Source organism: Streptomyces sp. NPDC054813 (assembly GCF_053611365.1).
Map to the genome: position 1 here is coordinate 1 of NZ_JBSHAF010000038.1, position 22,573 is coordinate 22,573.

The 22,573-nt window shown below is 70.0% G+C and carries 16 protein-coding genes and 2 pseudogenes; 14 read left to right on the forward strand and 4 right to left on the reverse strand.

Features of this window, described 5'->3' with window-relative positions; translation table 11 throughout:
• The 6 genes and pseudogenes from ACWGJB_RS45315 to ACWGJB_RS45340 all read left to right on the forward strand — a co-directional run.
• Positions 1-735 (forward strand): zinc-binding dehydrogenase (locus tag ACWGJB_RS45315; RefSeq protein ID WP_453385888.1); only part of this gene is annotated, 735 nt, incomplete at its 5' end.
• A 78-nt stretch (positions 736-813) separates the two neighbouring features.
• A pseudogene (locus ACWGJB_RS45320) lies at positions 814-962 on the forward strand (GlsB/YeaQ/YmgE family stress response membrane protein); the annotation flags it as partial.
• A gap of 450 nt (positions 963-1,412) precedes the next feature.
• On the forward strand, positions 1,413-4,658 hold the full coding sequence (gene fdh, locus ACWGJB_RS45325) for a formate dehydrogenase (protein ID WP_453385889.1): 3,246 nt from the start codon (positions 1,413-1,415) through the stop codon (positions 4,656-4,658).
• Positions 4,655-5,566 carry a 4Fe-4S dicluster domain-containing protein gene (locus ACWGJB_RS45330; RefSeq protein ID WP_453385890.1) on the forward strand — a complete coding sequence of 304 codons (912 nt, stop codon included), beginning with the start codon at positions 4,655-4,657 and terminating at the stop codon, positions 5,564-5,566. The genes fdh and ACWGJB_RS45330 overlap by 4 nt, the downstream gene beginning before the upstream one ends.
• Positions 5,567-5,634: 68 nt before the next feature.
• Complete coding sequence (gene nrfD / locus ACWGJB_RS45335; protein ID WP_453385952.1) at positions 5,635-6,543, forward strand: NrfD/PsrC family molybdoenzyme membrane anchor subunit; 909 nt, start codon at positions 5,635-5,637, stop codon at positions 6,541-6,543.
• Between the two features lie 706 nt (positions 6,544-7,249).
• On the forward strand, positions 7,250-8,254 hold the full coding sequence (locus ACWGJB_RS45340; RefSeq protein WP_453385891.1) for an AI-2E family transporter: 1,005 nt from the start codon (positions 7,250-7,252) through the stop codon (positions 8,252-8,254).
• A gap of 188 nt (positions 8,255-8,442) precedes the next feature.
• Here the strand turns inward: ACWGJB_RS45340 and ACWGJB_RS45345 are convergent, their stop codons facing one another.
• The gene (locus tag ACWGJB_RS45345) at positions 8,443-9,507 is read right to left on the reverse strand and encodes an MBL fold metallo-hydrolase (RefSeq protein WP_453385892.1); all 1,065 of its coding nucleotides are present in this window, start codon (positions 9,505-9,507) and stop codon (positions 8,443-8,445) included.
• Between the two features lie 338 nt (positions 9,508-9,845).
• Here ACWGJB_RS45345 and ACWGJB_RS45350 point away from each other — a divergent pair, with 338 nt between their 5' ends.
• Positions 9,846-9,983, forward strand: coding sequence for a hypothetical protein (locus tag ACWGJB_RS45350; protein ID WP_453385893.1), 138 nt, complete (start codon positions 9,846-9,848; stop codon positions 9,981-9,983).
• Positions 9,984-10,119: 136 nt separating this feature from the next.
• On the opposite strand, the gene ACWGJB_RS45355 is transcribed toward ACWGJB_RS45350, so the two are convergent.
• Both ACWGJB_RS45355 and ACWGJB_RS45360 read right to left on the reverse strand, forming a co-directional pair.
• A complete protein-coding gene (locus ACWGJB_RS45355; protein WP_453385894.1) occupies positions 10,120-12,207 on the reverse strand; it encodes a pentapeptide repeat-containing protein in 2,088 nt (695 codons plus the stop codon).
• 598 nt (positions 12,208-12,805) lie between these two features.
• Positions 12,806-13,405, reverse strand: coding sequence for a DinB family protein (locus tag ACWGJB_RS45360; RefSeq protein WP_453385895.1), 600 nt, complete (start codon positions 13,403-13,405; stop codon positions 12,806-12,808).
• 174 nt (positions 13,406-13,579) lie between these two features.
• On the opposite strand from ACWGJB_RS45360, the gene ACWGJB_RS45365 reads away from it, so the two are divergent.
• From ACWGJB_RS45365 to ACWGJB_RS45395, 7 genes and pseudogenes are all read left to right on the forward strand, one after another.
• Positions 13,580-13,780, forward strand: coding sequence for a hypothetical protein (locus ACWGJB_RS45365; protein ID WP_453385959.1), 201 nt, complete (start codon positions 13,580-13,582; stop codon positions 13,778-13,780).
• Positions 13,781-13,946: 166 nt separating this feature from the next.
• A complete protein-coding gene (locus ACWGJB_RS45370; protein WP_453385896.1) occupies positions 13,947-15,290 on the forward strand; it encodes an aminomethyl transferase family protein in 1,344 nt (447 codons plus the stop codon).
• Positions 15,291-15,431: 141 nt separating this feature from the next.
• On the forward strand, positions 15,432-16,304 hold the full coding sequence (locus tag ACWGJB_RS45375) for a methylenetetrahydrofolate reductase (RefSeq protein ID WP_453385897.1): 873 nt from the start codon (positions 15,432-15,434) through the stop codon (positions 16,302-16,304).
• Positions 16,301-17,206 (forward strand): formyltetrahydrofolate deformylase, encoded by a 906-nt coding sequence (gene purU / locus ACWGJB_RS45380; protein WP_453385898.1) that lies wholly within the window; start codon positions 16,301-16,303, stop codon positions 17,204-17,206. Before ACWGJB_RS45375 ends, purU begins: the two co-directional genes overlap by 4 nt.
• 210 nt (positions 17,207-17,416) lie before the next feature.
• The gene (locus ACWGJB_RS45385; protein ID WP_453385899.1) at positions 17,417-18,298 is read left to right on the forward strand and encodes a bifunctional 5,10-methylenetetrahydrofolate dehydrogenase/5,10-methenyltetrahydrofolate cyclohydrolase; all 882 of its coding nucleotides are present in this window, start codon (positions 17,417-17,419) and stop codon (positions 18,296-18,298) included.
• Between the two features lie 121 nt (positions 18,299-18,419).
• Positions 18,420-18,887: pseudogene (locus ACWGJB_RS45390) on the forward strand (chorismate-binding protein); the annotation flags it as partial.
• A gap of 397 nt (positions 18,888-19,284) precedes the next feature.
• Positions 19,285-20,211, forward strand: coding sequence for a LacI family DNA-binding transcriptional regulator (locus ACWGJB_RS45395; RefSeq protein WP_453385900.1), 927 nt, complete (start codon positions 19,285-19,287; stop codon positions 20,209-20,211).
• 544 nt (positions 20,212-20,755) lie between these two features.
• On the opposite strand, the gene ACWGJB_RS45400 is transcribed toward ACWGJB_RS45395, so the two are convergent.
• Positions 20,756-22,555, reverse strand: a complete 1,800-nt coding sequence (locus ACWGJB_RS45400; RefSeq protein WP_453385901.1) for an FAD-dependent oxidoreductase — start codon at positions 22,553-22,555, stop codon at positions 20,756-20,758.
• Between the last annotated feature and the right edge of the window lie 18 nt (positions 22,556-22,573).

The window sequence follows — 22,573 nt, forward strand, 5'->3', positions numbered from 1 at the left end:
CCCGACGACCGCTTCGTCTACCTCTCCGATGTGCTCCCCACCGCCTGGCAGGCCGTGGCGTACGCCGCGGTGCCGCCGGGCGGTACTCTCGCCGTCCTGGGGCTCGGCCCCATCGGAGACATGTGCTGCCGCATCGCCCAAGCCCAGGGCGTGGAGCGGGTGTTCGGCGTCGACCTCGTGCCCGAGCGGCTCGCACGGGCCAGTCGTAGGGGCACCGCAGCCTACGACCTGCGGGTCTATGAAGACGAGAAGGAACTGGTCCAGGCGATCCGGGACGAGACCGGAGGCCGGGGCCCGGACGCCGTGATCGACGCCGTCGGCACCGAAGCCCACGGCAGCGCGGCCGCCAAGCTGGCCCAGACCGCTACCGGGCTGCTGCCCCGTAGGCTCAGCGTCCCGCTCGCCGAACGCTTCTCCGTCGACCGTCTCGGCGCCCTCCACATGGCCATTGACCTGGTTCGCCGCGGCGGCACGATCTCGCTCAGCGGTGTGTACGGCGGTATGGCCGACCCGATGCCGATGCTCACCCTGTTCGACAAGCAGATCCAGTTGCGCATGGGACAGGCCAACGTCCGCCGCTGGACCGACTCGATCATGCCCTACCTCGCGGACGGGGACCCGCTCGGTGTCGACGACTTCGCCACGCACCGGCTTCCCCTCACGGACGCTACGCGCGCCTACGACATGTTCCAGCGCAAGCAGGACGGCTCGGTCAAGATCCTCATGCAGCCCTGAGCAGCATCTGCCCTGCGGCTGCCGTGAGCAGAGGTTGTCGTCTTGGGCCGGTCGGCTGAGTGCCGTACGCCACGCCCCATGGGCATCATCGGCCTGCTCGCCGGCGCCATTCGCCAAGGCCCTGATGCCGGGCAAACCCTGGCGGCATCCATTGTCACCTGCTCATCGGCATCGTCGGCGGTCTGCTGGGCGGCTGGCTCGGCAAGGTGATCTCCGGCGTCGACTCCGCTGTACCGCAACGCTGCAGGCTCCACTGGCCCTGCGTAGTCACAGCGGCGGCGGGTACCCGACGTCGCGACCACGCCCGGCCGGGAGAGGGAAAGCACGTGAGCGACCGCCGTCCGAAGGAACCCGGGAACGACAGAGCGAGAGCGGGCGGGACCCGTGTTCAGGAACCTGCCCGACCAGCGGAGGGGCGCCGGCGAGAATCCGTGGACGCCCGGCAGTGACGCGACGTGGAAGGCCGAGGACGAGCAGCCGGCCCCCGTGATGCCCGACGGGGACGCAGCCGGAACGGGGCGGTAAGGCTCCCTTGGCTGCGGAGATCTCCGACCGGGCATCCCGTGTCCGAGGAACCGCCCGGCTGCGTCCCGCGCGCCGTACCCATCCCGGTGGGCCAGTCTGGGAGTGACACCCACCAACGCCGCCGGGCATCCCGGCCGCCGAAAGGACACACCATGGGTGTGCGTACGTGGATCAGCGACTGGCCCGCCTTCCGTCAGCTCACCGGATCCGACCCGCTGGGCCGGGGCCGGGCCGCCATGTCGGCGCGCACCGAACACCTCAGGCCCCGCACGGACACCGCCGACAGCGTGGTGCGTTCCGTGTGTCCCTACTGCGCGGTGGGCTGCGGACAGCAGGTCTACGTCAAGGACGGCAAGGTCGTCCAGATCGAGGGCGACCCGGACTCGCCCATCAGCCGAGGGCGCCTGTGCCCCAAGGGTTCGGCCACGCTGCAGCTCACCACCGGCCCGGCTCGTCGCCACGAGGTGCTGTACCGGCGGCCGTACGCCACCGAGTGGGAACCCCTCGACCTGGAGACCGCCATGGACATGGTGGCCGACCGGGTCATCGAGACGCGGCGCCGGACCTGGGAGTGGGAGTCCGAGGGACTGCGCACCGCGCGTACGCTCGGCATCGCCAGCCTCGGCGGCGCGACCCTCGACAACGAGGAGAACTACCTCATCAAGAAGCTGCTGACCGGCCTTGGTGTCGTCCAGGTGGAGAACCAGGCCCGGGTCTGCCACAGCTCCACCGTCGCCGGGCTCGGCACCTCCTTCGGGCGGGGCGGTGCCACCACTTTCATGCAGGACCTTCAGCACTCGGACTGCATCGTCATCCAGGGCTCCAACTTCGCCGAGGCCCATCCCGTCGGCTTCCAGTGGGTGATGGAGGCCAAGGCGCGCGGCGCCCGGATCATCCACGTCGACCCGCGGTTCACCCGCACCAGCGCCCTCGCCGACCTGTACGTTCCGATCCGGGTCGGCAGCGACATCGCGTTCCTCGGCGCGATCATCAACCACGTCCTGACCGAGGAGAAGGACTTCCGCGAGTACGTCCTCGCCTACACCAACGCAGCCACGCTGGTGAGCGAGGACTTCCGCGACACCGAGGACCTCGACGGCGTCTTCTCCGGGCTGGACGAGGACAAACACCACTACGACCCCTCCAGCTGGCAGTACGAGGGTGTCGAGGTGCAGCAGCCCACCGGTGAGGTCGACGAGCAGTACGAGGAGCGCGTCCACGGCTCCGGCGGACCGGAGGCGCACGGCTCGGGCGGGGCGCGTACCGCGGGCCGGGCACCCCGCGACGAGACGCTGCGACATCCGCGCTGCGTCTACCAGATCCTCAAGCGCCACTACGCCCGCTACACCCCGGAGCTGGTGGAGGAGGTCTGCGGCGTACCGCGCGCGAAGTTCCTCCAGGTGTGCGAGGACCTGACCGCCAACTCGGGCCGCGAGCGGACGAGCGCGTTCGTGTACGCGGTCGGCTGGACCCAGCACTCGGTCGGCTCCCAGTACATCCGCGCCGCGAGCGTGCTCCAGCTGCTGCTCGGCAATATCGGCCGCCCCGGCGGCGGCATCCAGGCCCTGCGCGGCCATGCCTCCATCCAGGGCTCCAGCGATATCCCCACCCTCTTCAACCTGCTGCCCGGCTACCTCCCCATGCCGCACGCCCACGCGCACGAGGACCTGGACGCCTTCATCGAGGCCAGCCGCACCGACAAGGGCTTCTGGGCCAACATGCGGGCCTACTTCGTGAGCCTCCTGAAGGCGTACTACGGCGACGCGGCCACCGCCGCCAACGACTTCTGCTTCGACCACCTGCCGCGCCTGACCGGCTCCCACTCCACGTACGACACGGTGATGGCCCAGTTGGACGGCGTGTGCAAGGGCTACTTCCTGATGGGCGAGAACCCCGCGGTCGGCTCCGCCAACACACGGCTCCAACGGCTCGGCATGGCCAACCTGGAGTGGCTCGTCGTACGCGACTTCTCCCTCATCGAGTCGGCGACCTGGTGGCAGGACGGCCCGGAGATCGAGACCGGCGAACTGCGCACCGAGGACATCGGCACCGAGGTGTTCTTCTTCCCCGCCGCCTCCCACACCGAGAAGAACGGCTCGTTCACCAACACCAACCGCTGGCTGCAGTGGCACCACGCGGCCGTCGAGCCCGGGGGCGACGCCCGCAGCGACCTGTGGTTCATGTACCACCTGGGCCGCCGTATCAAGGCGCGGCTGGCCACCTCGACCGATCCGATGGACCGGCCCGTGCAGGATCTGACCTGGGATTACCCCGTCGAGGGTCCCCTGGCCGAACCGGATGCCGCCGCCGTGCTCGCCGAGATCAACGGCCATGGCCCGGACGGGGCGCCCCTCTCCGCGTACACCGAACTCAAGGACGACGGCTCGACGAGGTGCGGCTGCTGGATCTACTGCGGGGTGTACGCGGACGGTGTCAACCAGGCCGCCCGTCGCCGGCCCGGAAGCGAACAGGACTGGGTGGCCGCCGAATGGGCCTGGGCGTGGCCCGCCAACCGCCGCGTCCTCTACAACCGGGCGTCGGCCGCCCCGGACGGCACTCCGTGGAGCGAGCGCAAGGCGTACGTCTGGTGGGACGAGGCCGAGGGGAAGTGGACCGGGTACGACGTCCCGGACTTCGTACCCGACCGCGCCCCCGACTTCGTACCGGACGAGAACGCGACCGGACCCGACGCGCTGCGCGGCGACGACCCGTTCATCATGCAGGCCGACGGCAAGGGCTGGCTGTATGCGCCCGCCGGCTTGGAGGACGGCCCGCTCCCGACCCACTACGAACCGCAGGACTCGCCCTTCGCCAACGCACTGCACCCGTCAACACCGCGTTCCCCCGTACGTCAGTTGCTGCCCCGGGAGGGCAACCGCTACCACCCGAGCGGCGACGACAAGGGCGCCGAGGTCTTCCCGTACGTCGTCACCACGCACCGCCTGACCGAGCACTTCACGGCGGGCGGTATGAGCCGCTGGTCGCCGTATCTCTCCGAACTCCAGCCGGAGTTCTTCTGCGAGGTCTCCCCCCAACTGGCCGCCGAGCGCGGCCTCGAGCACCTCGGGTGGGCCACGATCGTCACGGCCCGCAACGCCGTCGAGGCCCGCGTCATGGTCACCGCCCGGATCACGCCTCTCATGGTGCACGGCCGGACGGTCCACCAGATCGGGCTGCCGTTCCACTGGGGACCCAATGGCGTGGCCACCGGCGACGCGGCCAACGAACTCGTCGCGATCGCCCTCGATCCCAACGCCCATATACAGGAGGACAAGGCGCTGACCGCCGACATCCGCCCGGGCCGCCGGCCCCGTGGGCCCGACCTGCCGAAGCTGGTCGCCGAATACCGCAGCCGGGCGGGCATCACCGCCAGTACAGGGACGGAGACCCGGAAATGACCGACCGCCACCTGCTCAGCGGTACCGAGCCCGACCCCGCACGCGACGCAGGACACCCCGAACCCCCGCCCCGTGTCGGCTTCTTCACCGACACCTCCGTCTGCATCGGCTGCAAGGCCTGCGAGGTCGCCTGCAAGGAGTGGAACGCCATCCCGGAGGACGGCCTCTCCCTCACCGGCATGAGCTACGACAACACCCAGGGCCTCGGCGCCTCCAGCTGGCGCCATGTCGCCTTCATCGAGCAGCAGGTGCCGACGCCGGACGGACGTACCCGGCTTCCCCTGGCCGAAGCCGAGTCCGAGGCTTCCGCCGAGCCCGGGGAAATGCGCTGGCTGATGTCGTCCGACGTGTGCAAACACTGCACCCACGCCGCCTGTCTCGACGTCTGCCCCACCGGCTCCCTCTTCCGGACCGAGTTCGGCACGGTCGTCGTCCAGGAGGACATCTGCAACGGCTGCGGCTACTGCGTACCCGCCTGCCCGTACGGCGTCATCGAACAACGCCCCGAGGACGGGCGGGCGTTCAAGTGCACCATGTGCTACGACCGGCTCGGCGCCGGTCAGGAACCCGCCTGCGCCAAAGCCTGCCCGACCGAGTCCATCCAGTTCGGCCCCCTGGACGAACTGCGCGAACGAGCCGCACTGCGCGTGGACCAGTTGCACGCCGCGGGCGTGGACGGCGCACGGCTGTACGGGCACGAGCCCGATGACGGCGTCGGCGGCGACGGTGCGTTCTTCCTGCTCCTGGACGAGCCCGAGGTCTACGGGCTGCCCCCGAACCCGGTCGTCACCACCCGCGACCTCCCGACGATGTGGAAGCACGCCGGTGCGGCAGCCCTCTCCCTGGCCGGAGCCTTCGCCGTCTCCTTCGCGCTGCCCGAACTACTGCGCAGGAAGGCGACACGATGAGCGACTCCGCGAACGGCTCCGGGCAGGACGTACGCCGGGGGACCCGAAAGCGCCGTGGGGAACAACTCATGGTTCCCCGCGCCGAGTTCGAGTCGTACTACGGACGTCCGGTCATCAAGGCACCGTCCTGGAGCGCCCGGGACATCGCCGGGTACTTCTTCCTGGGCGGGCTCGCCGGTGCAGGCTCCGTGCTCGCGGCGGGCGCCCAGCTCACGGGACGTACGACCACGGCCACGGCGATGAAGGTGTCCTCGCTCGCCGCGGTCTCATTGTCCGCCGCCGCGCTCGTGCACGACCTCGGGGTGCCGAGCCGGTTCCCGAACATGCTCCGCGTCTTCAAGCCGACCTCGCCCATGAGTGTGGGTTCGTGGCTCCTCGGCGGTTACGGACCGGCGGCCGGCGCAGCCGCTGTCACCGCCGTCACCGGGCGGCTGCCCAGGGCTGGGGCGGCGGCGACCGCAGCGGCGGCGCTGCTCGGACCGGCCGTCGCCTCGTACACGGCCGTCCTGGCGGCGGACACCGCCGTTCCCGCCTGGCACGGCGCGCACCGCGAACTGCCCTACGTGTTCGCCGCCTCCGCGACGGCCGCCGCCTCCGGCATGGCCCTGCTCCTCGGTCCGGCGCACGAGTCGGCCCCCGCACGCTTCACCGCGGTGCTCGCCGCCGGCGCCGAGGAGGTCGCGACCCGGGCGGCCGAGCGGCGCCTCGGCATGGTCGCGGAGACCTACCGCGAGGGTCACGCCGGAACCCTGCTGCGCACCGCCCGTCTGCTGACTGCGACAGGCGCCGCCGCCGGCCTGCTGCTCGGACACCGCAGCCGTCCGGCGGCCGTCGTCGCGGGCCTCGCCCTCCTCACGGGCTCGGCCTGCACCCGCTTCGGCATCTTCGCGGCAGGCGTGGCCTCGGCCGAGGACCCGAAGTACACGGTCGTACCCCAACGCGCCGGCACGAACCCGTCCGACGAGGCTGAGGGCTGACGGCGCGCGACCCCAGGCTCGGGAGCCCCGCACAGAGTTCGCCGAGACCGACGAACCAGAAGACGACCTGCAGTACCAACTCCCGCTGGTTGACATCCATAGGGGCGTCGAACGCGCCTACACCTTCAACGGCCCTTGGTGGTCGCCGAGATGGTCATCCGGCTCCGAGACACACTCCAAGAGCTGTCAGAAACGGCTTGGCGCCGGCGGCAACCTCCAACAGGGTACCTATCTGGACGAATTGCCGCTTGGGCAGGTCGACGACATCGAGTTGCCCGAACACCCGACGGCGCACCTCCTCGCTGTGGATGCCCGACCGCGGACGTGGTAGCAGCGGAGCGTCTGGGTACCCGGCGCCGGTGCCGTCAGCCCGTCCTGGACGACCTGCTCGTGGGTGACCGCACAGGGCGAACACGGCTGCCGCGCCCGGCACCGGGAACGGTGGCCGACGGTGTCCCGCAGTGGTACCCACGCCCGTCCGAGGCAGTCGAGGAGAGGTGTCGCGATGTCTGCGCAGTCCGAGCCCGGGGCCGTTGGTGAGGAGCACGGCCCCGGGGCCGTTGGTGAGGAGCACGGCGCTGTCGAGGGGACGCGCGCGCACGACCCTGGTGCGGGCTCCGCGGATGGCGTGCCGGCGCCCCGGTCCGAGTTCCAGGAGTCTCCGCACCGGGATGCGCGTGAGCGTCGTCGGCGGTCGTGGGTGACCGTGGGGTTCGCTCTGGGGCTGGGGGCGAGCCTGGCGTGGCTGGCCGTCCAGACGGTACTGCGGGTCAGCTCGATGCTGACCTTGCTGTTGCTGGCCGTGTTCATCGCGATCAGCCTGGAACCGCTCGTCGTCTGGTTCACTCGCCGGGGTCTGCGGCGCGGCTGGGCCGTCGCGATCGTGCTGACGGGGTTCGTCATGGTGCTCGGCGGGTTCCTGGCACTGGTCATCCCGCCGGTGACCAAGGAGGTCTCGGCACTGGTCGACGCCGTACCGGGCTGGTTACAGCAGCTCCACGACCACCAGTCGGCGATCGGGCGCCTGGAGGACCGCTACCACGTGGTCGAGAAGGCCAAGCAGCAGATCGGGTCGGGAGGCGGAGCGACCGGCCTGGCCGGAGGGGTTCTGGGCGCCGGCCAGATGGTCCTGAGCACCCTCACCTCCATGGCGATCGTGATCACGGTGACCCTGTACTGCATGGCGGCGCTGCCGGCCATCAAACAGTTCTGCTTCCGCTTCGTGGCGGTCAGCCACCGCGAGCGCGTCGAGGGCGTGGCCGAAGAGATCATGAACCGGATAGGCAAGTTCATGCTCGGCAACCTCGTCACCTCCGGGATCGCCGGCGTGGCGACTTTCGGCTGGTGCGCGGCCACCGGTGTTCCGTATGCCGCCGCGCTGGGGATCTTCACAGCGCTGATGGACATGATCCCGATCGTCGGCTCCACCCTGGCCGGCATCGTCGTCAGCCTGGTCGCCCTGTCCGTGTCCGTCCCCGTCGCGACTGCGACGGCCGTTTTCTACATCGTCTTCCGGGTCGCCGAGGACTACCTCATCGTGCCCAGGGCCATGAAGTTCGCCGTCGACGTCCACCCGCTCGTCACCGTCCTCGCCGTGCTGGTCGGCGGCGCGCTCCTGGGCATCATCGGCGCCCTTGTCGCCATCCCGGCGGCCGTCGCCGTCGGCCTGGTCCTAGACGAGTACGTCTTTCCCAAGAAGGAACGGACATGACGCCCCGTGGACGGACGCCCCTCCCGGACCGACGCCCGGAGGGACACCCCGCGACCGTTGTCGAGGTCCGTCCCAACGGCCGTCAGCCGAGAGGTGTGGGACGGCTGGTGCTCCTTGGCGAATCTGCTCGCGTCGACAATGAGGTCCGCACCTGGGGGCTGCCAACACCATCGAGGACCCGTTTTCCGCTACCCCTGGCGGCCGCGGCCGCGCCGAACAGGCACGTGCATCAGGTCCGTGCCCAGGAGCGTGCGGCTGCCGTAGCCGGACCGGTGAGCGCTGTCACGGAGCAGTCCTCGCCAGGTCGCGTCGGAGACGGCGGCCGGGTCTCCCGGGCCGAGGTGCGTGGCGACCAGAGTGCCGGCACCGGCTTCGGCCGCGATACGGCCGAGTTCCGCGACGTCGGTGTGGGTGGTCAGGATGTGGTCGATGACGGGCTGCGGTAGGCCGAGGCTCGCCAGCCCGGCGGGGTAGATGGCCTCGTGGACCAGGACGTCCGCGTCTTCGGCGAGCGTGATGATGTTGGAGGTGGGGGCGGTGTCGCCGGAGAAGACGACGCTGCCGTGGTCGGTGTCGAACCGGTAGGCATAGGCGGGGTAGACCGCGCCGTGCGGTACGAGGACGGCGCTGACCTTGACGTCGTCGTTCTCCATGACGGTGAAGGGCCGCATGGCGGGTGCGGTGTTCGTCGTGGAGGCGCCGGTCGCGGCCGGCGGCAGTATGTCGTGGACGTTCAGCAGGGTGGCCGGGTCGATACCGGCGTGTTCGGTCATGAAGAAGGTGGGAGAGGCGGCGTATGCCTGCCCGGCCAGCTTGCTCATCTCGACGGTGCCCGGCACGGGACCGGGTGCACCGACGACCGTTGAGGCGATACCGGCGGAGCCGGGGCCGTACACGTCGATCGCCTTCTGGAAGCCCTGTGCGCCCGAGGCACCCGCCGACAGCAGCGGGAACGAGTAGTAGTCGACGATGTGGTCGGCGTGGAGGTGAGTGAGGAAGATACCGGCGAGGGAGGGCATCGACAGCCCTGCGCGCAGGTACTGGGTCACCGCTCCGCGGCCGCAGTCGACGACGTATGTCCGGCCGTTGACGACCAGGGCGGACGCGATGCCGTAGCGGTTCGCCAGTGGCGGCGGTCCGCCGTTGGTTCCGAGAAGGACGAGCGACAGGGTCGGGTCGGGGGCGCTCGCGGATGTCGCGGCCGCGGCCTGGGCCGCTCCGAGCAGCGGTGTGGCGACGGCGGTGGCTGCCACGGCGCCCAGTACCGCTCTGCGGGACGTGCGCCGCCCCCCTTCCCGTGGCGGACTCGTCTCCGGGCCATGGCCATGGATCGATTGTTCGTTTTCGGCGGCTTGGCACATGACGGGGCGGCTCCTCTGCTGTGCGCAGGACATGATGAGCACGGGCAGGGCGCGATCCAGCGGGGTCCGACCCGCTCTTCGTCCTCGCATCGCATACCGCAACCGCGATCATTCGGCCGAATGCTGCCCGCCGACGTGCACGGGAGGGGAGGGCGCGGCACGCAACATAAGATGCCGTTCCGTCGCGTTGAGTGTGTTCCGGCGCTATCTGCCCGAGTCAACTCGGCCGCGTGGCAGTGCGGTTCGTCGACGACTCCGCGGTCGCGGTCGTCTCGGTGGACCTGTTCGCCGTGTCGCCCGGCCATCGGATCGAGCGCGCCGGCGGTGGTGGAGGCAGGACCACTTCGGCAGCGGCCGCGTTTTCATGAAGACGGGCGGCGCACGGGGTACCGGAAAATCAGCATGATGGCCGGCCGGTGCTGCAACCGCCGGCCAGGGGTAAGTGTTACGGCGGAGGAGCGGCGCCGGTCGATCGGGTTGCGGAGGTTCTTGGACGGTTTCCGACTACCGTTCGGAGGTTCCCCCGCTGGGCGAGGGGTGCTTGCCAGGGATGGTGGCCCGTATCCGCAAGGTGCCGTCGGGGGTGGTTTCGGAGCGCGCCTGGATGGTGTCGGCGATCGTGCGGGGCCACTTGGTCGTGCTGGACCAGACCGCCTCCGCGAAGTCGGCGCCGTCGGTGTGGGCTCCGGTCAGGTCGGCCCCGATCAGGTCCGCGCCGCGCAGCCGGGCTCCGACCAGCCTGGCCCCGTTGAGGCGCGCTTCGGTCAGGTGGGCTCCGGCCAGGTCCGCGTGGGTGAGGTCGGCCCCTGTGAGCTTCGCCTTGTACAGAAAGGCCAGGGTGAGCCTGGCCCTGATCATCCGGGCCTGGGAGAAGTCCGCGGCGAAGAGATGCGCGCAGGTCAGGTCGGCTTCCGTGAGGATGGCGTTGGTCAGGTCCGCCTCGCTCAGGTGGGCAGAGGTCAGCTGGGCCCGCAGGAGCTTCGCGCCGCGCAGACCCGCCTTGTCCAGTGCGACATCGGTCAGGTCGGCGTCGGTCAGGTCGGCTCCGGTGAGCTTCGTTCCCGAGAGCAGGGCGCCGGTCAGGTTCGTACGGGTCAGGCGGGCCCCGGACAGGTCCGCGCCCACCAGATAGACGCCGCGCAGGTTCGCGCCGGTCAGGATCGCCCCGGTCACGTCAGCGCTGACGGTGTTGGCTCCGGCCAGGTCCGCGCCTTTCAGGTCGGCTCCCGACAGATTCGCGTGCGTCAGACGCGTCCGGGTCAGGTCGGCCCGGCTCAGGTCGGCGCCCGTCAGGGTCGCTTTCGTGAGGTCGGTCCGGCTGAGGTCCGTTCCGGAGAGGCTCACTCCCATGAGGTCGATGCGGTACAGCTGCTCACCTGACAGGGAGCCCCCGGAAACGGTCGTCCCGGACTTCAACGCGTCCCTGAGACCGTCCCGCCCGACGAGCCTGTTGCGCCCGGCGGTCTGCGGCTCCTTGCCGTGGCCGACGTCACCGGCCCGCAGCGGCCGGAACGCCGGGGCGGCATCGCAGAAGGCGATCAACAGCCGCTGGAAGAAGGGAGGTTGGCTCTTCCGGTCGGGCTTGTAGGGTTCGGGCGACCAGCCGTGCAGGCGGTACACGTCCTCGAAGAGCCGCTCCGAATCGTCCCGCATCCGGTCGGCCGGCCCGATGGGCCAGACGGTCTCCGACGTCCACAGTGCCCCGGCCAGGTTCGCGCCCGTCAGTTCCGCGCCGCTCAGGTCCGCGCCCGTCAGGTCGGCCCGCTCAAGTCGGGCCCCGGTCAGGTCGGCGCCGGTGAGGTTCGCCCGGACGAGCACGGCCCCGCCCAGGTCCGCTCCACGCAGCCGCGCTCCCGTGAGGTCCGCGTCCAGCAGGCTCGCGTGCGTCAAGTCCGCCCCTGTCAGGTCCGCCCCGGTCAACTGTGCCCGGACCAGCCTCGCGGAGCCCAGTTCCGCGCCCTCCAAGCGGGCCCGGGTCAGGTCGGCGTCGATCAGGTTCGCCACATAGAAGAAGCCCCTGGACAGGTTCGCCTCCCGAAGGCACACCCCTGGCAGCGTGCCCAGTCGCGCGTAGACCCAGGGAAGATCCACCCCGGTCAGGTCCGCCCCCCTGAGGTGGGCGTCTTTCAGGTTGACCGGCCGGGCCACCTCCTGCGCGCGGATACGCCGGGCCAGTTCGCCGGCCCAGGGATACGGGCCGGCGGAGGCTACGGGAGGGTGACCGGGCGGCGTGTTCCAGTACCGGCTCTCGGTCACCCGTACCTCGGTTCCCCCGTCCAGGGCATCGGGTATCAGGATCCTGAGGGCGAGCCGGCCGACCGGCTTGAACACGATCGGGGTGACGACCCCCAGGACCAGCGCGACCAGGGGCTTGACCGCACCTGCCAAGGCCGCCGCACAGCCGACCGCCGCACCGAGGACGGCGTGCACGCACAGACCCGCGACGAAGGCGCCGGTACCGGGCCCGTCGGGGTAGTCCCACCGCCCGTTCCGGTGCTGGAACGGGTCACGGTCGCGCAGGACGGCAGCCCGGACGATGAGACATCTGTACAGGGCGGCACCGACCAGCCCCCATACCGCATATGGCCACATGCGGTAACGATACGGGCCGATCACCGATCACCAACAGCGCAATTCCACAGGCTGGTTGACGCTGCACCGACGTGACTGACCGGGGCTGCTTCACGGCGCCCAAACGGCCCGCGACCAGTCGGCCCCGATACCCCCCACCTGGGCCGGCAGACGGCATCACCCGCCGGTACGTACGTCGCCCCTCCGTCAGATCCCTCGTCATGTCCCGATCACGGGAAGGGAGTTCTCCTTGAACCAGCGCGTGAGGAATGCGAGCAGGACCACGATCTTTCGCGGTGTGCTCTGGCCTGGGCCGTAGATCGCATACAGCGGGCGGTCTGGTGTGGGGGCGGGTGCTCGGCCCCGTACTGATGCCGCATACGTCGTCGCCCGCCTTCTGGGAGAGCCGGTTGCGGGCGTCGTCGCTCACGGGGAACACGTCTACCTGCGCAGCTTCGACGACACCTTCGCGCGCAGCGTGCTGTCGGCACAAGAACGCCTCGCGGATCCGCCGTCAGACGCCCGGACGCCCGGACGCCGTGCCGCGGATCCCGAACTCGGTCATGTTCAGGGGCTGGTACTCCAGCTGCAGTTCGTGATCTTGCTGCTTGGCTGTGCGTCAGGAGCGTGGCAGGCGTCGAGGCGTCGTGTTGACCACGTCGCCGTGCGGTCCTTGCTCCGCGGTGAAGCTGTGGAGGTAAAGGTCGCGAAGGACGCCGAGTTCGGCCCCGTGGTGAGCGGCTTCGTCCAAGGCGTGGAGGGCCAGTAGAAGGTAGCTCTCGTGACCGTAAACGCCGGCGCGGGAACCCATGGGTTGGAGGAGACGGTCATCCCCGAGGGACTTGACCTGGGTTCGGAATCGGGACCAGTCGGCGGCCATCATCTGGACGCCCTCGGTCGCTGTGCCCGGCCACAGGTGCCGGTCGTCGCCGCTCTGGGACTGGCCTTCGAAGAAGCGGCCGTAACCGCGCAGACAGTCGGCCCCGATGTGCCAGATTCGCCAGGCGATCGTCGTGAACGGTGCCGGGCGGACATCGCCTGCGGGCCGCGGGTCGGCACGGAACACGCCGTCCGTATCCGCCCGGAGTGTCATACACGAGGCGACGGGCTCCCAGAGGTACTCGGCGTCGGTGACGCCGTCAAGGCGAGCGAAGGTTCTGGAACGTACGTCGTCAAAGGTTTCGAGCAGGTCGCGGGTGACGGGGCCGGACGAGGTCATTGGCTACTCCAGGTTCGCCGACAGGTGCGGCCACCGTTGATCATCGGTGTGTGAAGACAGAAGATCAGGCGGTCGCCGCAGGTCACAGCATAAATCCTGCGCGTTGGCGGAACACGTTCGAGGTCCTGATGAGCCGTATCGCAGGGCGGTTTGCCCGGGTGGAACCGCGGCGCCGTGCACGGGAGTTCGTGCTCGGCCCTCGCGGAGGACGGTGTCGGCGAGGTGCCGCCCGCGGCGCGTGACGTGGCGACGGCCGCCGTCTCCGCGCTCGCGGCGGTCGGGGGCGCGTTCTGTGTGCGTGTGCACGACGTTCGTGCGAGCCTCGACGCGGTACACATGGCGGCCGCCTACGTCGAGTGCGTCGATCGCACGTAATGAATGCGAAACGGGCGTCTCTCCTGAGCGGGACCGCTCTGCTAGCTTTCGCTAGATCGTTTTAGCGCCCCAGTCCGCCGGTAGGTCGGTCGTGTTGGCCTGCCGCTGGGGCCTACTAGATCGATCTAGCTCTCACGGGACAGACAGCGAAGAATGAGGAGCCGTTATGGCAACCCCCTCCCTACAGGACGGCATCGACAAGGCCGGCTCGCCGATGAAGCTGCTGTGGCAGCCGAACGCCGAGCCGTGGACCCCCGAGGTCGTCGAGCGCGAGTACACCGGCTGGCGTCAGGAGCAGGCCGCGTGGCACGAGGGCGTGGCCCTGCTCAACCTCTCGCACCACATGTACGACATGTGGATCGAGGGCCCGGACGCGACGCGGGTGCTCGCCGACCACGGCGCCAACAACTTCGAGAAGTTCGCCATCGGGCAGGCCAAGCAGTACGTACCGGTCACCCGTAACGGCCACATCGTCACCGACGGGATCCTCGCCCGCGAGGGCGAGAACAAGTACCTGCTCAGCGGCATCCCCGCGGCTCAGCACTGGGTGCAGTACCACGCGGAGAAGGGCGGCTACGACGTCGGCTTCGTCACCGACCCCTCGTCCGCCTTCCGGCCCGGCGGCGGTGACCCGCAGCTGTTCCGCTACCAGATCCAGGGCCCGCTGGCCGCGGAACTCGTCGAGCGTGCCTTCGGCGGGCCGCTGCCGGAGACCAAGTTCTTCCACTCCAGCGTGGTCACGCTGGACGGCCGCCCCATCCGCGCCCTGCGGCACGGCATGGCCGGGCAGGCCGGCTTCGAGTTCATCGGCCCCTGGGAGCACGCCGCGTACGTCCACGAGACGTTCCTGAAGGTCGGCGAGCCGCTCGGTCTGATCCAGGTCGGCGCCCTGGCCTACGCCACGCCCAGCGTGGAGAGCGGCTGGATCCCCTCGCCGGTGCCCGGCATCTACACCGACCCCGACCTGCTCGACTACCGGCGGCACTTGGCCCTGTTCGGCATCGAGGGCAAGCGCCCGCTGAACGGCAGCTACTTCTCCGAGGACATCGAGGACTACTACGTCTCCCCGTACGAACTCGGCTACGGGAAGATGATCTCCTTCAACCACGACTTCCTGGGCCGGGACGCTCTGGAGAAGGCCAAGGGCGAGGTCCGCCGTACCAAGGTCACCCTCGTCCTAGACCCCGACGACGTGCGCACGGTCATCGGGGAGGGCCAGGACCCCGGCTTCGTGCTCAGCTACGCCCGTCATCGGGTGGAGAGCGCCGCCGGTCCGGTCGGCGTCACGATGCAGAGCGCGTCGATCGACCCGGTGGGCACCGTGCTGGCGCAGACCCTGATCGACGCCGAGGACGCCGCCGCCGGCACCGAGGTGACGGTGGTCTGGGGTGAGCACCCTGGCTCCGGCACCGATCCTGAGGCCGACCTCGGCTTCCCCCGCATCCGGGCCACCGTCCAGCCCTCCCCGTTCAACGAGCACGCGCGCACCTTCTACCGCCGCGACCGCTGACGCGACCACCTGCCCGGCACCGCTCCGGCCCCACGCGCCGTGCGACGCGACCCCGCGTCGCCGCCCGCCCTACCCGCCCCAGCGGTGCCTCGGGGCCCGGAGGACTCGGCCCCCGCAGACGAGAAAGCGAGACGAAAGACGATGAATCCCGCGAGCACGGCACGAACAGCGGTCGGCACAGCGCTCCTTGAGGACTTCTCCCTGGAGATGACCGGCAAGGACATTCCCAAACTGGAAGAAGCCCGCGACACCATCCCCCAGGGCACCCGCATCAACGTCACCTTCCTCGGCAACGAGGATCTGGAGATGCGCCTGGCGGCGGCCCGCGCGGTCAAACGGCTCGGCTTCGTGCCCGTGCCGCACATATCCGCCCGGCGTCTCGGATCACGCGCCGACTTCGAGCAGTTCCTGGCCGGACTGCACGCCGACGGCACGTCCGACAACGTGTTCCTCGTCGGCGGAGACCCGGCACACCCCGAGGGCCCGTTCGCGGACTCCCTGTCCCTCATCGACACGGGGCTGCTGCAGGAGTACGGCGTCCGGCACGTCGGCATCACCGGATACCCCGAAGGCCACCCGGCGATCGACGGCGACACGCTCTGGTCCGCGCTGCGGGACAAGCACACCGCGCTCGCCGCCCAGCCCCTGGAGGGCGGTGTCATCACACAGTTCGGGTTCGACGTCGACCCGGTGCTCGCCTGGGTGGAAGGTGCCCGCGGCCGGGGCATCGGCCTCCCGATCCGGATCGGCGTGCCCGGGCCCGCCGGAGTGCGCCGGCTCATGTCGTACGCGTCCCGCTTCGGCGTCGGGACCAGCGCGTCCGTCGTCAGGAAATACGGGTTCTCGATCACGAACCTGATGGGTACCGCGGGTCCCGACCGTTTCCTGCGCGACCTCGCCACGGCCTACGACCCCACCCGCCACGGCGAGTTGAAGATCCACTTCTATACGTTCGGCGGGCTCAAGGCCACCTCCGACTGGGCCGCCCGCTTCCGGAAGGACAGCCTCGCATGACCCTCACGCAAGACGCCGCGGCCCGCACCGCCACGGGCAAGCCCCCTGCCCAGCAGGCGTCGCTGATCGTGCAGGGCGCCGACGCGACGGGCATCGTCGCGGCCGTGACGTCGGTCCTCAGCGACCACGGCGCGAACATCGTCTCCCTCGACCAGTACTCCGACAATCCGCAGGGCGGTGCCTTCTTCCAGCGCACCGTCTTCGGCCTGGAGAGTCTCCGCGCAGCACTGCCCGCACTGCGAGACGACCTCGACAGGCGCCTGGTGGACGCGTTCGGGCTGACCTACACGCTGCGGGACATGTCGGTGCCCAAGCGGGTCGCGATCTTCGCCTCCAAGTCCGACCACTGCCTGCTCGACCTGCTGTGGCGCCACCGGCAGGGTCAACTCCCCGTCGCCGTCTCCATGGTGATCTCCAATCACCCCGACGTGGCCGAAGAGGTACGCAGCTTCGGCATCCCCTTCTTCCACGTGCCTTGCCAGGGCGCGGACAAGTCCGCCGCCGAGGCCGAACACCTGCGGCTGCTGAAGGGCAACATCGACTTCGTCGTCCTCGCCCGCTACATGCAGATCCTGTCCGGCGACTTCATCGAGCAGGTCGGTGTACCGATCATCAACATCCACCACTCCTTTCTGCCCGCGTTCATCGGCGCCGGCCCCTACGCCAAGGCCAAGGAGCGGGGCGTCAAGCTGGTCGGCGCCACCGCTCACTACGTCACCCAGGACCTCGACGAGGGCCCGATCATCGAGCAGGACGTCGTCCGCGTCACCCACGCGCACACCGCGACCGACCTCACCCGCCGCGGCGCCGACGTGGAACGCGCGGTGCTCTCCCGCGCCGTGCTGTGGCACGCCGAGGACCGGGTCATCCGCGACGGCAACCACACCATCGTCTTCGCCTGACGGAGGACCGTTCTCCGGCAGGCAACACCGCCCGGTGCAGGGACAGACGGTCTTGTCGTGCGCCACCCCTGTCGACCGAGCCGTCCGGCCGCGAAGACCGGCGGCCGGCCCGGTCACGGCGCCGTACAGCCGCGGTCACGCCGACCGCGCGCAGCACACCCCTCTCACCCGGGCGAATCGTTCCTCACGACAAGAAAGCGGTTCGCCACCATGACCATCACCATCGAGGGCACCAGGATCGCCCGGCGCATCCGCGCACAGGTCGCCGAGCAGGTCGCCGCGGCCACGGCCACGGCCACGGCCACGGGTTCGGGTCGCATCCCCGGCCTCGCGACCATCCTCGTCGGCGACGACCCGGCCAGCGCCGTGTACGTCGCCGCCAAACGACGCGCCATCCGGGAAGCCGGCATGCGCGACTTCCACCGCCACCTGCCTCCGAACGCGGCCCACGACGACGTGGCCGCGGTGATCGACGAACTCGCCGCCGACCCGCACGTCTCCGGCATCCTGCTCCAACTCCCGCTGCCCGCACAGCTGGACGCGCCCGCGCTGATCGACCGCATCCCCGTCATCAAGGACGTCGACGGCCTCACCACCGCCAGCGCCGGCCTCCTCGCCCGCGGGGAACGCGGGCTGCGCCCCTGCACACCCAGCGGCGTCATCGAACTCCTGGACGCCGAGGGGATACCACTCAAGGGCGCCCTGGTCGCCGTGGTCGGCTGGGGCGAACTGGTCGGACGGCCGCTGGCCCAGCTCCTGCTGCGGCGCGGCGCCACCGTGTCCGTCGCGCACGAGTTCACCATCGACCTCGCGGCCGTCACCCGGCCCGCCGACATCGTCGTGGTCGCCACCGGAGTCCGCGGGCTCATCGGACCCGAACACATCAGCCCTGGTGCCGTCGTCATCGACGTCGGCATCCACCGCACACCGTCCGGTCTGACCGGCGACGTCCGCTCCGCCGAACTCGACGGCATCGCCGACCGCATCACCCCCGTCCCCGGCGGCGTGGGTCCCATGACCATCGCCATGCTGATGGTCAACACGCTGCGTGCCGCCCAGTGGGGCGCCGAACGCGAGGCCGTCGCGGCATAGACGCCACGCGTGTTGCCCAACGGCCCGGTTTCGCGCCGCACTTCAGTGACCCCGCGTCCCTGGACGGGCTGAACACCCCGAGGGGCCGCGGCACCGCACCGCAGCACACAGGAGGCGCGGAATGGACAAGCTCCCTCCCATGGCCCTGCTCGGCGGACGCCTCGCCACCGGACTCGTCGACGTCACCGGCGATCCCTCGGCGCTGGACTCCAAGGGCTTCTGGGTTGTAGCGGCCTCGTTCGAGGGCCGGCTGACGTGCGCCCGCTTCCGAGACGTACGGCGGATCGACCGCCATGTCCCCATGGCGCCATGGCGGGGACCGTGCGCAGACACCTGGGTCACCTCACTCGACCGTCTCGCCTACACGAACAGCGTGACACGCATCCGTGAGCACATCGCCGCCGGTGAGGTCTACCAGGCGAACCTGTGCCGGGTCCTGTCCGCTCCCGTCGGCGCGGACGCCGACGTCGAGGCGCTGGCCGGACAGCTGGCACGACACAACCCGGCGCCGTACGCAGGCGTCATCCGCATTCCGCGGCACGGCGTCGAGGTGGCCACCGCCTCCCCGGAGCTCTGTCGTCGGCGCTCACCGAGTCGAGCAGACGGACGGCGGCGGGACCTTCGATGAAGGCGTGCGACATGTGATGGGAGAGATCGACGAAGGCCACGCCCGAGCGCCAGGCGGCCGGCTCCAGGCGCCACTCCGCGTACTCGGCGTCGACGCCCTCCGGCAGCCACGGCTCGGCATCTGGCTTCCGCAGCAGTTCCACGGCGGATCCCGCCCGGGCGATGCCGTCCTCCACCGTCTGGCAGACACGGTACCGAATCGCTCTTGTAGCGGCACCGAAACGGGCGGGGAACAACTTGAACGATCTAGTCGCGTAGGCTGGCCCCTGCGCTTAATCGTTCTAGATGTCGGATACCACTTTTGGTGACATCGCTCGTGGTCGGGCGCACCCGGTCCGACGCGGAGGGAGCATCTCGATATGGGCCGTTCTGGCCGGGTGACGTTGAGCGATGTGGCCAAGGCCTCCGGTGTGTCGCGGGCGACGGTGAGCTTCGTGCTGAACGACGACCCGCGGCAGACGATTTCCGTGGCGACACGGGAGCGGGTCCTGGAGGCCGCCAACGATCTGGGATACGTCCCGCACGGGATCGCCCGTGCGCTGCGCGAGGGGTCTTCGCGCATCGTCGTGCTCAACGTGGACTGGGGGATGGAGGGCAACTTCTCCCGCAGCTACGTCCGGGGCCTGGACGAGGAACTGGCCGACCACGACCACGTTCTCCTCGTCCGGCACGGGCACACGGCGCCCGAGGCCACGCAGAAGATCCTCGACGCCATCGTGCCGCGGGCGGTGTTCCGGCTGGGCGAGGTCTACATGCAGGGACGCGCGCCGAGTGAAGAGGACTGGGAGAACGGGTTCGCCGCCAACGCCGCCCTCCAGGTCGGCTACCTCGCCCAACGGGGGCACACCTGCCTTGCGATGGCCATGCCTGACCACGACTTCCCGCTCACCGAGGCGCGACTCGGATTCGCCCGGGAGGCCGCCCGGCGCCTGGAACTTCCACCCCTGGAGCACCTCGTCGTGCCCCGGCCGCGGGAGGCCGGCGCGGCCGCCGTCGAGACGTTCCTGGCGGCGCACCCGGACGTGACCGCCCTCGCCGCCTTCGATGACGACATCGCTCTGCGCAGCCTGACCGCCCTGCGCGACCTCGGGGTACGCGTGCCCGAGGACGTGGCGGTGATGGGCTTCGACGAGACCGAGCACGGTTCCTTGTCCACGCCCGCGCTCACCACCGTCCACATCGACGCCGAGATCCTTGGACGGCTGGCCGCCCGAAACGCCCTGGGTGTCGACAGTGGGGGACTGGCGCCGGTGCCCGGCCGGGTCGTGGTCCGCGCCTCGGTGTGACCGCGGTGGCCCGTCGCGAACAGGCTGTTTCCCGGCGGCGTTCGGGGGTCCGTGCCGCAATCGATGCTTGCAGGTCAGTGGCGGATGCCGCCGCCCGAAGGAGCTGACCAGCCCGATCATCCGCGAGCGCCTCGGGTGCTTTTCCCGGCCCCCGGAAATGATCTTCATCCTGTCCGTCGCCACCACTGAAGTCGTCTGCTGCGGCCGCGCTTAATCGATCTATCGATCTAGTTGCCGCTTCGCGACCGGACGAACGAAGAAGCAACCGCATGATGCAGACGGTTTCGACTGTTTCGCCCTTCGCCGTCAGGACACTGCCGCCACCACGGGTGGCGGCAGCCGCTGCGTCTCTTCGGGGACCATGGGGAGGCCTCCGTCAGCCGTCCGAAGTTCCTCACCGGACTGTGGCCGAACTCCTGGTCCTACAGGTGCACGTCAGCGACGCGGCCGCGGTGAGACCGCCGGTCACCAGCGCAGACAGGCCGAGCTGTGACTGACGCCGAGGCCGTGAAGTCTCGTCGAAGACCCTGTAAGAGCTGGGCGCTTACTGGTCGGTGCGATCCGTGCGGAAGTTGGCCGTCAGCCGGTTGATGCTTTTGACCGCGAGTTCGGCGAAGTTCGAGCGGGCGACGATGGTTGTGGTCTCGCCGTGCCGGCGGACACTGCGCAGGTCACGCTGCACCTGGCGCGAGAGCTGGTGGAGTTCGCGTTGGGCGGTGGCGAGTCGCTGCTCGGCGGCGGTGCGGGCCTGCCGGTGCTCGCGTCGGGTGCGGGGCGTGCCGGTGCTGCCGGAAGGGGTCTCGGTGGGGACGTCGGTGCTCGATTCCGTGGTCGTGGGTCGCGTCGCCGCGACGGGGCGGACGCCGACGGTGTCGAGATAGGTTTCGATGCCGGTGAGGTCGGCGGTGTCGACCACGGCCGCGACGTATCCGTCCGGGCGGACGAGCACCCACTGTTCGGAGGACAGTCCGTAGGCGCTGTGGACGCGGTCGCCGCTGTCGAGGATGTCGCCCCGGGCGCCGATGGTGTGGATGTGCAGGCCGCGACGCGGCGCCGGGGTCGAAGCGTCGTCGACGTCGTGGCCGAGCAGGGTCCAGTGGGGGCCCTGGAAGAGGGTGAACAGCCGGGTGGGGAGGCCGCCGGTGCCGGTCACGGGTGCGTCGGGGGCTCGGTCGCCGGCCAGTACACCCTTGTCGCGCTCCGGGGTGTGCAGCGACAGGGGTGAGTTAAGGTAGCCGAGGTCGAGCTGGCTGACCTCGCGGCCCCGGTGGATGTCACGGTTCTTGGCCGCTTCGAGCAGCTTCTCGGACAGGCCGAGGACGGCTTCGGCGATGGGCCGGCGTTCCTGCTCGTACGTCTCGAGCAGGGATTCCGGGGCGCCGTCGAGTACGGCGGCGAGTTTCCAGCCGAGGTTGTAGGCGTCCTGGACGCTGGTGTTGAGGCCCTGGCCGCCGGTCGGCGGATGGCAGTGCGCCGCGTCCCCGGTCAGGAACACCCGTCCGCGCCGGTAGGTGTCGGCCAGCCGGGCGTTCATCTGGAACGCGGACGCCCAGGACACGGAGCGGATCACGACGTCTTGGCGGCCGGTGCGCTCGCGGAAGAACGCGGTGAGTCCCTCGGCCGAGAGGTCCAGGTCGACGTCGAAGGGGACGGGGGCCTGGAGCTGGAACATGTCGGTGCCGTACAGCGGGCACATCGACACCTGCCCCGCGGTGTCCTCGCCCCAGCGGTGCCAGGCGTCCGACGAGACGCCATCGACGTACACGTCGGCCACGACCGCCCGCACACCGAGGGTCCTGCCGGGGAAGCCGATGCCGAGGGTCTTGCGGACGAAGCTTGATCCGCCGTCGGCGCCGATCAAGTACGTGGCCTGTGCGGTCTGTTCGCCGTCCGGGGTCGCGATCCGCGCGGTCACGCCGACGGCGTCCTGGTCGAAGCCGACGAGTTCGTGGCTGTAGTGCGGGGCGTGCCCGAGTTCGGCCAGCCGCTCGCGCAGTCGGCGCTCGGTGAGGAACTGCGGGACGAGCAAAGGTATTTGGTACGGCTCCTCCGGCGTCGGCTCCGACATCTCCACGGCGACCTGGTCGATGGGCCCGTCGTCGGTGTAGATGCGCTGGACGGGGTATTCGCCGCCGGAGGCGACGATCCGGTCGATCACGCCGAGGTCCTCGAAGACCTCCTGGCTGCGGGGCTGGATGCCCTTGCCGCGGGATCCGACGAACGGGTGCGGCGCCTTGTCGATCAGCAGGAAGGGGACGTTCCTGCGGGCGAGGTCGATGGCGAGGGTCAGCCCTGCCGCGCCGGTCCCGCAGATGATCACGTCGGTGTCCGTGGTGTGTGACATAGCTCTGTGCTCCTTCGG